The following is a 14,768-nucleotide window of genomic DNA, read 5'->3' as shown; positions in this document are numbered from 1 at the left end:
GATCGTAATGAAACCAATGTCAAAGGTGTATTTGCTGCGGGTGACTGTACCACCGTGCCTTACAAGCAAATCATCATCGCGACAGGTGAAGGTGCCAAAGCGTCTCTATCCGCTTTTGATTATATGATTCGCTCTGATGTGTAAATGATTTGATTAAAAAAGCCCCAATTGTTTGGGGCTTTTTTTATTGTGCTTAATTCTTCGGTTTATATAAACCATGATCAACTAAATGTTGGCGTAAGATGCGACGAAGTTCTAACACAGCTTCGGGCGTTTCTTGAATAGAGTGACCACCCGTGAAGATCTTTTCGGAAACAGCACCATCTAAATGTGCACTCTTATAAGGAACAATCCCGTCTGTAATGACATTTGGATCATCACTTTTAGTAATATTGCCCATAATAGAATGAAAAACTAAGCCTTTTTCGGGTGGGATACTAGCTGTCAGTTCCATAAATTTAGATTTTTTACTTAGATCACTTGGTCCATTTTGAATGACATCATTCGTTAGTGTTTTGACAAAGTCTTTTAAATCAACATCATAACTGGTCAGCGTATCTGCAAGGGTCGTTAAGAAAGTTGCAGGAATTTTAATAATTTTTCTTGCTGCTAAAGTAAACCATCGGTCTGCATAATCTGTACCTCGGTGTGGTGCTGCGAGAAAAATAGCTCGATCAAAATTTTCAATTGGTTTCATTTTGAGTCTTTCACCAATGACAGGGTGTTTTCTTAGACGTGTTTGTTGGCGATTATTCATCAATTCTAAAGCTTGTTTAGAAATATCTGCATCACTCACCAAAAGTCGACTAATAATTCCACCCATGCTATGCCCAATTAAAACTGCATCTTGGGCTGCTGCATCTTTGGGATTAAGTGAACCAAATGCTTGTTTTAATAAAGCATAAATTTGAAAACGGCTTTCCAAAATTGGCATATTGGTAGAGTAAAAAATTTGCCAAACTTGATAATGTTCTCTTAATATTGCATCACCCATAATGTCATTAGTTACCGCAATCCATGCTTCAGGGCTACTTGCTAGACCATGTACTAATACAATGATTTTCTTATTCGGGTTATAGGGTTCCAGCATGTATATATGCGGCATTGCCAAATGCTGATCGCGGTCAATTAAGGTCAAATATGCAGCCGCACCTAAATTGTTTTCTGCTAGCCATAAACCATAGGGTGCAGAAAAATTTGCTGCTAATGAATATGGTTTACCTGCAATCTCTACTTTCTCAACGCTATAAGGATCATAAACCTTAATTTCAAAATTCGGGTTTGTTAAAACATCTTCTATCGTTGCATTCGATTTTTTAGGTTGAGCAATAATTGTGGCTGCTAAATAACGTGCTTTATGAATATTCGGATTTATCCCTTTAGGATAATCATGCGTTAAAGGATTAAGAATATATTTATTTTCTTGTGATGATGAGTCGGTCGATGGAAAAACTGCGACAAAATCAGAACCGAAACCATCACGGCGGTTAATCGCCCTTAATCCAGAAAAATTCATGTTATAACTGGAAATGAATTTTTCCAGTTTCATATTTTGTAGGCGTTGATATGCTTGAATATCAATTGTATAAGTACTTTTTCCAATTTTAATCGTTGGGGTAAGATTGGTCGATGGATTCCTTAAACGATGACCATTCACCAATTGAGTAAGTGCCTGATTGTAGAAATCTCGAATTTGTACTTGGCGGTTATCAAAAAGTCGTTCTTGTGGCTGACGTGATGTTTTGAATAAATAGGCATAACTATAACGAATACTTTTATCCAAAGCTTCAAGCTGCTGATCTAAACAACGTTCATAATTTTGCTGAATGAGCTTTTGTTCATCAGCAGGTTTGTGTTTAGACAATTTACTGATTTTACATTCTGATGAGTCCGACAGTGACATGGCTTTAGCAAGATATAGTTCACTGGCTGTCGACAATAATTGTTCGTCTTGAATCTGAGGAATTTTGTGTAGATCTGCAATGCATTCATTCGGAGATTGCATACAAATTTTTGCTTCTTTACCTGACATCGATAAGACATTCAGGCTTGCTTCACTTAACTTTTTCTGAGTTACTATACTATTACGTTCATTGGCTAGGGTGACATCAACCGCTTGTTGCTTGAGGCTAACGACCTGACAGCCATTTAAAGCAATAGTTGATAACAGCGTAAAGGCAAATAGATATTTGTTTGAATTAGATGCTTGCATTATCAAGGAGCAAATTTAGCTGGAAGATTCTAGCTATAATACGAAAAAAAGATGTTTTTTCAATCAACTTAAAAAAATAGACTGTTCTGAACAGTCTATTTTTACAAAATCACAAATCTTTAATTTAGGACTTGCCAAACATTCCAACGTTTTCCAGATTCAACTTCTTTGATAAGTTGATCTGCAACTTCGGCTTCATCAGGATAATTAATTTTATAATTTTTGAGTGTTTGAATCGCATTTTTCTTTTGCTCTAACCATAAATAGTTATTTGCGGCAGAAAGATAGGCTTCTTGTACACCGCCTTTAATCGCTTTATCTAGATATGGAATCGCTTCACGTTGACCGCCACCTTCAGATAGACCAAAACCAAACCAGAAATTAGTTTCAGGGTCATTTGGACTGATCGCAAGAATACGCTGTGCGTAGTTGAGAGATTTTGTTGTATAGGCTGTACCTAAGTCCATATTACGTGCCATAACGCTTGCTTTAAATGCACGAGTAAGTACATCCAGAGAAGCATTGGGCTTTTCTGCTAAAGCATCGAGTTTCTGCGTAATTTCGCGAAGTTTTGCCTCATAACCTTTACGTTCTTGGCGTTCTGTAAAACGTGGTGGATAGTGACGGGCCTTGCCTTCAACCAGTTGCAGGAAATCATCAATTTCAGTCACATCAACTTCATTATCGCCTGCAAGCACGGCATATCTCATGTTGCGCTGTTTGCTGTTGACCGTTGGCACAATCAGTTTGTTCACTTCAAGTGTGGTTGATTTTGATGGGTCATTCTGTAGGCTTACCACCATTTTGGTCACAGGCTGTGCTGTTGCATCCTTAATTGCAAGCTCAAAACTTGGTGGCGCATCATAATTAACTGGATTCAAGGCATAAAAAGGTGGTGTTGGGTCTGGTTCTTTAAAAACAAAAGGTTGGGGTGCCGCAACTTCTTTTTTTACAGGAGGTGGTGTACTACATGCAGTTAAAACAGAAGTTGAAAGTACAAGTAATGCCAAAGGCTTAAAATTCATGCTTTACATCCATTAATTTTAGTGAATTAACTAGGTCGGTCGTTGGTTTTACCAGTCTAGGAAAAGCAAAACCAACTTGCAACGAGAAGCTTGTTACATTTTTTATAAATTGGATTAGTTCGAAGAAGTTTTGCTCTGAGCTTCACATTCACGTCTAACTTCTTCAATAATTTTAAGTTCTTCTTTACTAAATGGCTGGGTCTTCTGTTTTTGACCGTTAAATGTTGGGTCCAGTAGCGAGAGGCGCATGCAAAGGGTATTCATGCGCTTTTCATTTTGCTGCATCCGATCCAGTAAAACACGAATACCTTCTAAAATTGGGTCTGACTGATCCTGAGTGGTGGCATAAGGCTGGAAACCGATGCTTTCAGCATAATCACGGCGGCGTGCTTCATCCTGCTCAATCTGGGTTTTATCCTTGAAAATGTATCGTGCAGGGTTGCCAACGGCGGTTACGCCCTCAGGAACTTCTTTGGTCACAACCGCATTTGAACCGACTTTTGCACCTTTATGGACGGTAAAGGGACCGAGGATTTTAGCACCTGCGCCCACCACCACACCATCTTCAAGCGTGGGGTGGCGCTTGCCTTTATTCCATGTCGTGCCGCCAAGCGTTACTCCATGATAAAGAGTAACATCATCACCAATTTCGGCAGTTTCACCAATCACCACACCCATGCCATGATCAATGAAGAAACGTTTGCCAATTTTTGCGCCAGGATGGATTTCAATTCCTGTTGCAAAGCGGCTAAATGAAGAGAGTAAACGTGCTGTACCTTTGTACTCTTTTTTCCAAAGCTCATGTGCCATACGATGCATGATCAAAGCATGAATACCAGGATAGGTGGTTAGAACTTCGAGTGTATTTCGAGCAGCAGGATCACGTGCAAATACAGCCTGAATATCTTCTTTAAGCTGTTTAATCATTGGCATGATCCTCCGAATTGGTTTGTTTCCATGAGCCTTTGGCTAAAGCCTGCACGCGGCTGAAAATTCCGCGCAATAAATGATATTCCATACGATCTAATTGTATCCTTCCGAACAGGCGACGCAAGCGTAATGGAAGTAAGCGAGGATTATTTGGATCTAAAAATTCGATTTCAGTCAGCATTTTTTCTAGATGAGGATAGAATTCTTCCATTTGTTTTTGTGTTACTAATGGCTCATCCCATTCCATGCTCTGTTGTTGTTTAAGTTGCATGTGATCATCTGGAACAACAGTCATTTGTTGCGTATTTTGTTCGAGTGCGGCCATTCTCAACTCATAACAAATGACTTGAATCGCTTGTGCGACATTTAAAACACCATACTCAGGATTAACTGGGATGGTTAAGTGATAATTGGCTAAAGCAAGTTCTTCATTGGTGAGACCACGGTCTTCACGACCAAAAACAATAGCGATATTTTGTTGTTGAGTTGCAGCTTGTAACGCTTCTTTTGCAGCAGGACGTACGTCCAGTAACGGCCATGGAATGGTACGGCTACGTGCGCTAGTTCCAAACACGAGATGACAGTCTTGAATAGCCTGCTCTAAAGTATCAACAATTTCAATTTTTTCAATTAAATCCTGTGCACCCGCTGCTAAAGCATCAATATCTGGGTGTGGATAGGTTTTAGGAGCAACTAAAACGAGTTGAGATAAACCCATCGTTTTCATTGCACGTAAGGCACTACCAATATTGGCTGGTAGGGTGGTATTGACCATCACAATACGCACATGATCCAAGTGTTTGGACACGTTATTTGAGTCAAACAGATTCATATATCATCCAAAATTAAGAGTATTGAGAGATTTCAGCTTGATACAGATCAAGTGCTTCATCCATAGACATGTTTTCAGGTGGTGGTGCAACTGTCGTTGCTTTAGGCGCTTCTGCTACCTTTGCAGCTTTTGACTTCACTTGATATTCAATAAAAATCGCGTCTTTACCAAAATAATCACGTAGCTTGCCTAGCAATTCATCTAAAGGTGCGACTTTCCATTGCGGACCTAGATGCAACTCTGCTGTCGCAAAGCTTTGTTCAAGTTGGATTTGTAAAGCAATATGCTGACACATATCGACATTGCAATAAGGTAATAAAATTGCCTGTAAATCGTTGGCTAAAGATTTGGTCATTAAATCTTGAGGGAGACGAATTTGAATACTTTGGGCACGCTTTTGGCGGATTTCATTTAAATTAAACGCTTTACTTAAACGCGCCATTGGGCGATCAAAGCCTTCACGTTCGTAGATTTCGCCTTCGATAACAATGACTTGTTCTAGACGAATGATTTCTTTATAACGTTGAAAACGCTCATGATTACAGCTGATTTCCACACGAGCAGTACCATCATCTAGTGTAATCATGATACGGTTCGGGAAGTTGGCAATATCAACGACTAAACCAGCAAAGACGGTCGTGACACCACGACGAGTAGGTGTTAGTTCATTTAATTTTGCTGGAATAAACGATTTTAATTCTGGACGATAGACATCAATCGGATGACCAGTGAGATACAATCCAAGCGTATCTTTTTCACCTTTAAGGCGAACTTCGTCTGACCACGGTTTCACAGGTTTAGCAGGTTTGCGTTGAACTTCTTCAACCTCACCAAATAAATCCATGATACCCGTTTCGCGGTTACTTCGTGCTTGTTCAGCCGCTTGAACAGCTTCAGGCAATTGAGCCATTAAGCTTGAACGTTCAATGCCTAAACAATCCAATGCACCTGCACGAATTAAGGCTTCTAAAGTACGTTTATTGATTTTTTTCAGGTCGATTCGATGACAGAAGTCAAATAAATCCTTGTATGGACCTTCATTGATGCGTGAGTCGATGACTGATTGCATCGCTTGTTCACCGACGCCTTTAATTGCACCGAGACCATAAACAATGGTTTTTTCATCACTGGCGTGGAAATGATACAAAGACATATTTACGGAAGGCGGTAGCACTTCTAATTTATTATTACGGCAGTCATCAATTAAGAATACGATACTGTCAGTATTCTGCATTTCTGATGATAAAACCGCCGCCATAAATTCTGAAGGATAATGTGCTTTTAACCATGCAGTGTGATAGGCAACAAGGGCATAGGCTGCAGCATGTGATTTGTTAAATCCATAACCTGCGAACTTTTCCATATAGTCGAAGATATGGTTTGCTGTTGCTTCATCAATCTCTTTTTTTGCAGCACCTTCAATAAAGATTTGGCGCTGTTTAACCATTTCTTCAGGTTTCTTTTTACCCATGGCACGGCGAAGCAAATCTGCACCACCAAGCGTATAGCCTGCGCAGAACTGTGCCGCCTGCATCACCTGTTCTTGGTAAACCATAATTCCGTAGGTAGGTTCCAATACACTTTCTAGCAATGGATGTAGATATTCGAACTCACCACCATGCATACGATGGATAAAGTCTGGAATTAGATCCATTGGACCGGGGCGGTATAAAGAAACGAAAGCAATAATTTCTTCAAATTTACTCGGTCTTGCTTCCTTGAGCATTTTTTTCATGCCGACGGATTCAAACTGGAACACCGCAGTTGTATTTGCGTCCGCAAAGACTAAATAAGCATCCTTGTCATCTAATGGAACATTTGCAATTTCGAGAGGAATTTCAGATTTGATTCTTTTATTAATATTTTGAACGGCATCTTCAATAACTGTGAGGTTACGCAAACCTAAGAAGTCAAATTTAACCAGACCTGCAGCTTCAACATCATCTTTATCGTATTGCGCAACACGACTTGTTCCATCTGCTTCACACAGTACCGCTGAATAATCGGTAATTTTTCCGGGTGCAATGACTACACCACCTGCGTGTTTCCCTGTGTTTCGTGTAATGCCTTCGAGCTTAAGTGCCATTTCCCAAATTTCAGCAGCATCATCATTATCAGGGTTTGATGGGTTGGTCACGATGTCTTTGAGCTGTGGTTCCATGTCAATCGCAGTGACTAGATCAACGCCAAGCGGCTTGGTCGGAATCATTTTGGAAATACGGTCAGCCAGACCATAAGACTTGCCTAAGACACGTGCAACATCTCGGATTGCGCCTTTTGCAGCCATCGTACCAAAAGTCGCAATCTGTGAAACGGCTTCACGACCGTATTTTTGTGCGACATATTCGATCACTCGGTCACGACCTGCGATACAAAAATCGACGTCAAAATCGGGCATTGAGACACGTTCAGGGTTTAAGAAACGTTCGAAAAGCAAATCATAACGTAATGGATCTAGATCAGTAATTTTTAAACTGTAGGCAACTAATGAACCAGCACCCGAACCACGGCCAGGACCTACAGGCACACCATTATTTTTGGCCCATTGAATAAAGTCCATGACGATCAGGAAGTAACCCGGAAAACCCATTTTTAAAATAATATCAACTTCGTACTTGATACGATCATCATAAGGTTTACGAATTTCAACCCAATCTTCATCACGTTCAGCAATAGGGTAAAGGTGATTTAAGCGTTCTTCCAAGCCTGTACGAGATAAATGTTCGAAATAAGTGTCGATGGTATAGCCATCTGGGATCGGGAAATCAGGTAAGAAATAAGTCCCGAGTTGTAAGGTAAGATTACAACGTTTGGCAATATGGTAGGTATTTTCAATGGCACTAGGTATGTCTGAAAATAGCTCAGACATTTGCTCACCAGTTTTAAAGTACTGTTCAGAGCTATAATTCTTAGGACGTTTATCGTCACCAAGGACATAACCATCGGCAATACACACACGTGCTTCATGTGCTTCAAAATCATCTTGTTCAACAAAGTGAACATCATTATGTGCAACGACACCAATTTGATATTTAGCAGCGAGTTTAACGGCTTGTTGAATAAAATCTTCTTCACCAACACGTTCAGTACGTGTTAATGCTAAATAAACACGATTACCAAACTTTTCAATCCATGCTTCTAATAAAGGTTCTGCTTTTTGTGGATTGGATGAACACAGCATTTTGCCAACATCACTATGCTGTCCAAGCAATACAATTAAATGTTCTGATTGTTCAAGTATCCATTCTTTTTGTACGCATGGGATACTAAGTTGTTGTCCTTCAATAAAGCCCCGAGATACGATTTCGGTTAGATTTCGCCAACCTTTACTGCTCATAGCTAATAAGGTTGCGCGGTGCTCTGCGTCATTTAGTCGAATGACACTGCCTAAAACAGGTTTAATGCCTTTTTTTAAACAAGCTTCATAAAATTTCACCGCAGCGTGCAAGTTGGATAAGTCTGTTAATGCAAGCGCAGGCATGTCATCTTTAACGGCAGCTTTGACCAAATCAGGTATGCGAACAATCGATTCCGTAATCGAAAATTCTGTATGGATACCGAGATGAACAAACCGCATAGAAGGACTATCCTTTTTCAAAGCAACGCATAGTTTAGCATGCAAACCGAAAATGGCATGCTTAATATTTTGGCAAACTGTCTATTTGTTCTGTGCTTTTTATAAATTAATAAAAATTAACTTTTGATTTATATGGAAATATAGATATACATTTACTTAAGTTGTTTGACCGCTAGAATGTATCTGCATAAAAATGTACCAAAGCAGGTTCAAGAATGAAATTAAAGAATATCGTATTTTCAATATTATTAAGTATAAGCGCAATTTCTTTAGCTCAAGCTGAGGATGTATCTTTTAGTCAAGAACAGCTTTGTGCAACAAAGCCAATGCCAATTAAATTACTCTAAGCCATTAACTTGAGTATATATCTTAAGAAAGGAAGCGATTTGCTTCCTTTTTTATTACTAATTTTGTTTAACGCATTTTCGCCAAGAAACGGCTTAAACGATTAATTGCTTCACGTAGCTCATTTTCAGCAGGTAAGAACACTACACGGAAATGATCTGGGCTTGGCCAATTAAAACCTGTACCTTGAACCAACAAAACTTTTTCAGCCTTTAATAACTCCAACATCAATTTCTCATCGTCTTCAATCGGATAGATCTCAGGATCAAGTTTTGGGAAACAGTACATTGCACCCTCAGGCTTAACACAACTTACGCCAGGAATCTCATTTAACATTTCCCAAGCAATATTACGTTGTTCATACAGACGACCGCCTGGACGAATTAAATCATTGATAGATTGATAACCACCGAGTGCAGTTTGAATTGCATATTGTGCTTGATGATTCGCACACAAACGCATTGAAGCAAGCATGTCTAAACCTTCAATATAGTCTGCAGCACGTGATTTATCACCTGTGATCGCCATCCAACCTGCACGATAACCAGCAATACGATAGGCTTTTGATAAACCATTAAATGAAATGCAAAGTTGATTGCCAGCCAAAGCTGCAACAGCAACATGCTCAATGCCGTCATAAACGATTTTGTCGTAGATTTCATCTGCAAACAAAATTAAGTCATGCTTTTTAGCTAAAGCAACAATTTGCTCCAATACATGACGTGGGTAAACAGAACCTGTTGGGTTGTTTGGATTGATAATGACAATACCACGCGTATTTGCTGTGATTTTGCTTTCCATATCCCCAAGATCAGGATACCAATAGTTTTCTTCATCACATTTATAATGAACAGCTTTACCACCAGACAGATTAACTGCTGCTGTCCATAATGGATAGTCAGGCATAGGAACGAGCATTTCATCGCCATCGTTTAATAAGCCTTGCATCGCCATCACAATCAGTTCAGACACGCCATTTCCGACATACACATCATTAACGTGCATATCAAAAACGCCTTTTTGCTGATAATACTGGCAAATGGCTTTACGCGCAGGGAAAATCCCTTTGGAGTCTGTATAACCAATCGCATTCGGTAGGTTTAATGCAACATCATTGATAATTTCTTGTGGAGCTTCAAAACCAAAAGGTGCAGGGTTGCCGATATTGAGCTTAATGATTTTGTGTCCTTGCTCCTCCATTTCATTGGCGGCGCGTAATACTGGTCCACGAATGTCGTAGCAAACATGCTCAAGTTTCGATGATTTCTTAATTTCACGATTTGATTGAGCAGAGTGGGATGTAACAGTATTTTTAGACATAGCTGGATTCACTTTTGCATATCGGTATAAATAACTTTTAAAGGTTTCGACACTTACCAAATCTAGATCATGTTGATCTCTAAGTAATTCAACAATTTTTTCATAGGTAAAACCTGATTGTTGATATTGTTTGATTGTTGGTAAGAGTTTTTGAAAAACCACACTTTTTTTCTGAGACATTTTTTGTCCTATACAACCGTGCCAAACAAGAATAACACTATCTTTGCTTACGAGAAAGATAGTTTTGTTAAAATTTGCTTACCTTTAAATTTAAAATTGCTTTCTTTTTGCTATTAAAAATTAATGCTTAAATTTCACTAAATTGTACGTTATGAGACTAGAGTTTTTGTTATGAATGGCGTAAATATAAAACCTGATCATCGAGATATTTTTAACATCAGAATAAAAGGTGTAGATTATGGGAAAAGTCAATAAAACAGAGCGGGAATGGCAAAGAGAACTATCACCAGAAGAATATCGTATTACTCGTCAAAAAGGCACAGAACCAGCATTTACAGGGCAATATTGGAATAACAAACAGCATGGTATTTATGTCTGCCGATGTTGTGGTGCAGAACTCTTTTCATCTGAAACGAAATACGATAGCGGTTGTGGATGGCCAAGTTTTTATAGACCAATTGATGCTGTTGCAATAGAAGAACATGAAGATTTATCGCATGGTATGGTCAGAACGGAAATTGTCTGCCATGATTGCGATGCACATTTGGGTCATGTGTTTGAGGATGGTCCACAGCCGACAGGACTGCGTTATTGCGTGAATTCGGCATCATTACAACTTAAAACAGAAGAAAAGAATGACGAGGAAACCTATCCATGAGTAGCATTTATCAGTTTGAAGCTGAATTGTTAGAGGGAGAAACAAAAGCGCTCGCTGATTATAAAGGCAAGGTCATGCTGATTGTAAATACGGCAAGTAAGTGTGGTTTTACACCACAATTTGCAGGACTTGAAAAGTTGTATGAAAAATATAAAGCTCAAGGCTTAGAAGTTTTAGGGTTCCCTTGTAACCAATTTGGTGGTCAGGATCCCGGCACGAATAAAGAAATTGGCGCATTCTGTCAAAGAAATTATGGTGTAAGTTTTCCAATGTTTGCTAAGGTCGATGTAAAAGGTCCTGAAGCACATGTTATTTTTCGATTTCTAACGCGTGAAGCAAAGGGAATTTTGGGAAGTCAGAATATTAAATGGAACTTCACCAAATTTTTGGTTGGGCGCAATGGTGAGGTTTTAGGACGTTACGCACCGACCACCAAGCCTGAAGCTTTGGAGGCGGATATTGAAAATGCATTAGCAAAAAAATAGTATTGAACAACAAAAAAGACGGTCATTTGACCGTCTTTTTTGTTGGAATATTGCTTAAGACTGCTCAATTGATGTGGGCTTTGCTTTTCTAAAGCTGTGTAGTTTACGATTGATATCATCAATGAACGTATAGACTACAGGAATCACCAATAAAGATAGGAATGTACTGGTAATCAATCCACCAATCACCGAAATTGCCATTGGTGCACGGAAACTTGGGTCTGTTCCAATCCCTAATGCAATCGGTAACATACCTGCGCCCATTGCTAGAGTTGTCATGATAATTGGGCGTGCTCGCTTATGGCAGGCATCCAACAACGCATTCAATCGAGAATAATCTTTTTCCTTTATCGCAATAATTGCGTAATCGACCAATAGAATCGAGTTTTTACTTGCAATTCCCATTAACATAATCAAACCGATCAAACTTGGCATCGAGAAGCTACTTTTTGCTAAAAGTAAGAGTACGAATGCGCCACCAAGTGATAGAGGTAGAGCGACCAGAATAGTGATCGGTTGTAGGAAGTCTTTAAATAAAAGAACCAGAACAACATAGATACACAATACACCTGTCAACATTGCTAAACCAAAGCTTGAGAATAACTCTTGCATGACTTCAGCATCACCAATATTGGTACGTTTAACCGTTGGTGGTAGGTTTTTCATGGTTGGAAGTTGGTCAACTTTAGCAGCAATATCACCTAATGGTTGATTATTCAGCTCGATATTAAAATTGATATTACGTAAACGATTGAAACGATCAATTTGCGATGGCCCACTTTCAATATTCACATCGGCAATCGTCCCTAACATCACAGGGCCGTGGCTGCCTTTGATCATCAAGCGTTTCATTAACTCCTGATCTTGGCGAGCAGCCAAAGGCAGTTTAATCACAACGGGAACTTGACGTTGTGATAAGTTTAATTTAGCCAAGTTTTGATCAAAATCACCAGCCGTGGCGATACGCAAAGTTTCAGCAATATCGTAGGTGGTCACACCTAAATCTGCAGCTTTAGCAAAATCAGGACGAATTACCAGTTCCGGGCGAATTAAAGCCGCGCTTGAAGTAATACTCCCAATATTTGGAATAGTGCGTAATTCTCGTTCAAGCTTACGTGCTGTAGACATTAAAGCTTCAGGATCATCACCTGAAAGAGCAAGTTGGTACTGACTATTATTTCCAGCTAAACCCACTTGTATTCGAGCACCCGGCAATGGAGCTAAACGCTGACGAATCTGATTTTCAATCTCTTGTAAACTTGCACTACGATCAGAACGTCCAGTAATCTGAATGGTTAATGTTGCTTTTCTTGGTTCGCTTGAAGCGCCACCTGAAAAAGGATCTGTTCCTGCTGCACCACCACCAATCGTTGTGTATATACTCTTGATTTCAGGATGATCTTTGATCAGATTACGTGCGTATTCTGCTGTTTTTAAGGTGTCAACAAATTGCGAACCGGGTGCAAGCTCTAAACGAACTTGAGTCTGTCCTGTATCAGGTGGTGGAACGAAACCCGTAGGTAGTAAAGGAATCAGCATCACTGAGCCAACAAAAAAGGCGATTGCACCAAACAGCGTGATCCAGCGATGGTTTAAACACCACGTCACCAGGCGCATATAGCCACGCATGACACGTCCATCGTTGGCGCGATCTCTAGTTAGTTTTGTTGTACCATGATCTAGTTTTGATTGCTTATCTAAAGTTTCATCTTGCTTTTCAACTTGACCTATCCATGGTTTTAAAATGTAAGCAGACATCATTGGTGTAAGCAGGCGTGCAACTAATAGAGAAGCAAAAATTGCCAATGCAGCACTCCAACCGAATTGAACAAAGAACTTACCTGCAATTCCACTCATAAACGCTGTTGGTAAAAATACTGCAATTAACGTGAACGTTGTTGCAATGACTGCTAAACCAATTTCATCCGCTGCTTCCATTGCTGCTTCATACGGGGTTTTTCCCATTCGCAGATGCCGAATAATATTTTCAATTTCTACAATTGCATCATCAACCAAGATACCAACCACTAATGACATGGCGAGTAAAGTCACTGTATTTAGGGTAAATCCAAAGTAATACATCCCAATCAGGGCGGGTAATATAGACAGTGGTAGGGCAGTTGCAGCGATAATTGTTGCACGCCAATCACGTAAAAATAGCCAAACCACCAAGATTGCTAAAATTGCCCCTTCATAAAGAAGCGACATTGAACCTTTATAGTTGTCAGCAACGGGTTTAACAAAGTTAAAAGCTTCTGTAATTTTAATGTCTGGATGTGCAGCCTTGATTTTATCCAGTGCTTCAATCACACCTTTCTCAACATCAACCTCACTGGCACCCTTGCTACGGGTAATTTCAAAGCCAATCACAGGCTGTCCATTCAGTAATGCAGCAGAGCGTCGTTCTGCAATTCCATCACGAATAGATGCAACTTGATCAAGGCGAATATGGCGACCATCACTGAGCGCAATATCCATTGCCCCAATTTCTTCGGCTGTTTTGACGGTTGCAATAGTACGAATGGATTGTTCACTGCCACCAATTTTGGTTTGACCGCCTGAGGCGTCTTGCTGAATCAAGCGTAATTGACGGGTAATATCTGTAGCAGTTGCATTTAATGCCAGTAATTTTTCAGGGTCGAGTTCAACTTCAACTTGACGAGTCACACCACCTACACGGGCAACCGCACCGACACCTTTCACTTGTAACATGGCACGTGCAATATCATAGTCAACGAACCATGACAGTGCTTCTTCATCCATTTTCGGTGATTGAATGGTGTAGGTGAGAATTGGCGAGCCTGATAAATTTATTTTACTAACAATGGGATCTCTTAAATCAGCAGGTAAATCGGATCTCACCTGTGATACGGCATTACGAACATCATCAACCGCTTCTTGTAGCGGTTTTTCAAGTTGAAATTCTGCTGTAACCGTAACAACACCATCTTGAATATTGGTGTATTGATTTCTCAAACCTTGCAAAGAGGCAATCGAGTTTTCAATTTTACGTGCAACTTCTGTTTCAAGTTGAGGTGGGGCTGCGCCGGGTAATGCCGCACTTACGGTGACCATCGGAAGTTCAATATCTGGGAATTGTTGTATTTTCATCCATTTAAAACATAACAATCCTGCCAAACCAAGCATGATAAACAATAAAATGCCCGGAATTGGATTACGGATTGACCAAGCAGAGAAATTCAT

At 39.8% G+C, this 14,768-nt stretch carries 9 protein-coding genes and 1 pseudogene; 3 read left to right on the top strand and 7 right to left on the bottom strand.

The features are described 5' to 3' along the window. A pseudogene (locus CDG59_RS15170) lies at window positions 1–144 on the top strand (pyridine nucleotide-disulfide oxidoreductase); the annotation flags it as partial. 49 nt (window positions 145–193) lie between these two features. Here CDG59_RS15170 and CDG59_RS13330 read toward each other — a convergent pair. From CDG59_RS13330 to CDG59_RS13305, 6 genes are all read right to left on the bottom strand, one after another. After that, window positions 194–2,212 (bottom strand): esterase/lipase family protein, encoded by a 2,019-nt coding sequence (locus tag CDG59_RS13330; RefSeq protein ID WP_005160649.1) that lies wholly within the window; start codon window positions 2,210–2,212, stop codon window positions 194–196. A gap of 119 nt (window positions 2,213–2,331) precedes the next feature. Continuing rightward, a complete protein-coding gene (locus CDG59_RS13325) occupies window positions 2,332–3,237 on the bottom strand; it encodes an ABUW_2363 family tetratricopeptide repeat lipoprotein (protein WP_087545722.1) in 906 nt (301 codons plus the stop codon). Window positions 3,238–3,351: 114 nt separating this feature from the next. Next, the gene (gene cysE / locus CDG59_RS13320) at window positions 3,352–4,164 is read right to left on the bottom strand and encodes a serine O-acetyltransferase (protein WP_087545721.1); all 813 of its coding nucleotides are present in this window, start codon (window positions 4,162–4,164) and stop codon (window positions 3,352–3,354) included. After that, complete coding sequence (locus tag CDG59_RS13315) at window positions 4,157–4,999, bottom strand: RNA methyltransferase (protein ID WP_087545719.1); 843 nt, start codon at window positions 4,997–4,999, stop codon at window positions 4,157–4,159. The genes cysE and CDG59_RS13315 overlap by 8 nt, the downstream gene beginning before the upstream one ends. A 13-nt stretch (window positions 5,000–5,012) precedes the next feature. Then, window positions 5,013–8,576 carry a DNA polymerase III subunit alpha gene (gene dnaE / locus CDG59_RS13310; RefSeq protein WP_087545718.1) on the bottom strand — a complete coding sequence of 1,188 codons (3,564 nt, stop codon included), beginning with the start codon at window positions 8,574–8,576 and terminating at the stop codon, window positions 5,013–5,015. A gap of 414 nt (window positions 8,577–8,990) precedes the next feature. Then, window positions 8,991–10,421, bottom strand: coding sequence for a pyridoxal phosphate-dependent aminotransferase (locus CDG59_RS13305; protein WP_087545716.1), 1,431 nt, complete (start codon window positions 10,419–10,421; stop codon window positions 8,991–8,993). Between the two features lie 238 nt (window positions 10,422–10,659). On the opposite strand from CDG59_RS13305, the gene msrB reads away from it, so the two are divergent. Together msrB and CDG59_RS13295 are read left to right on the top strand one after the other, a co-directional pair. Then, window positions 10,660–11,079 (top strand): peptide-methionine (R)-S-oxide reductase MsrB, encoded by a 420-nt coding sequence (gene msrB / locus CDG59_RS13300; protein WP_005160636.1) that lies wholly within the window; start codon window positions 10,660–10,662, stop codon window positions 11,077–11,079. Continuing rightward, window positions 11,076–11,564, top strand: coding sequence for a glutathione peroxidase (locus CDG59_RS13295; protein ID WP_087545715.1), 489 nt, complete (start codon window positions 11,076–11,078; stop codon window positions 11,562–11,564). The genes msrB and CDG59_RS13295 overlap by 4 nt, the downstream gene beginning before the upstream one ends. Window positions 11,565–11,618: 54 nt before the next feature. Here the strand turns inward: CDG59_RS13295 and CDG59_RS13290 are convergent, their stop codons facing one another. Continuing rightward, entirely contained in the window at window positions 11,619–14,768 is a 3,150-nt protein-coding gene (locus CDG59_RS13290) for an efflux RND transporter permease subunit (RefSeq protein WP_087545713.1), read from the bottom strand.

This window comes from Acinetobacter sp. WCHA29 (assembly GCF_002165335.1).
Classification (GTDB): Bacteria; Pseudomonadota; Gammaproteobacteria; order Pseudomonadales; family Moraxellaceae; genus Acinetobacter.
This window is presented reverse-complemented; position numbering and strand designations above follow the sequence as displayed.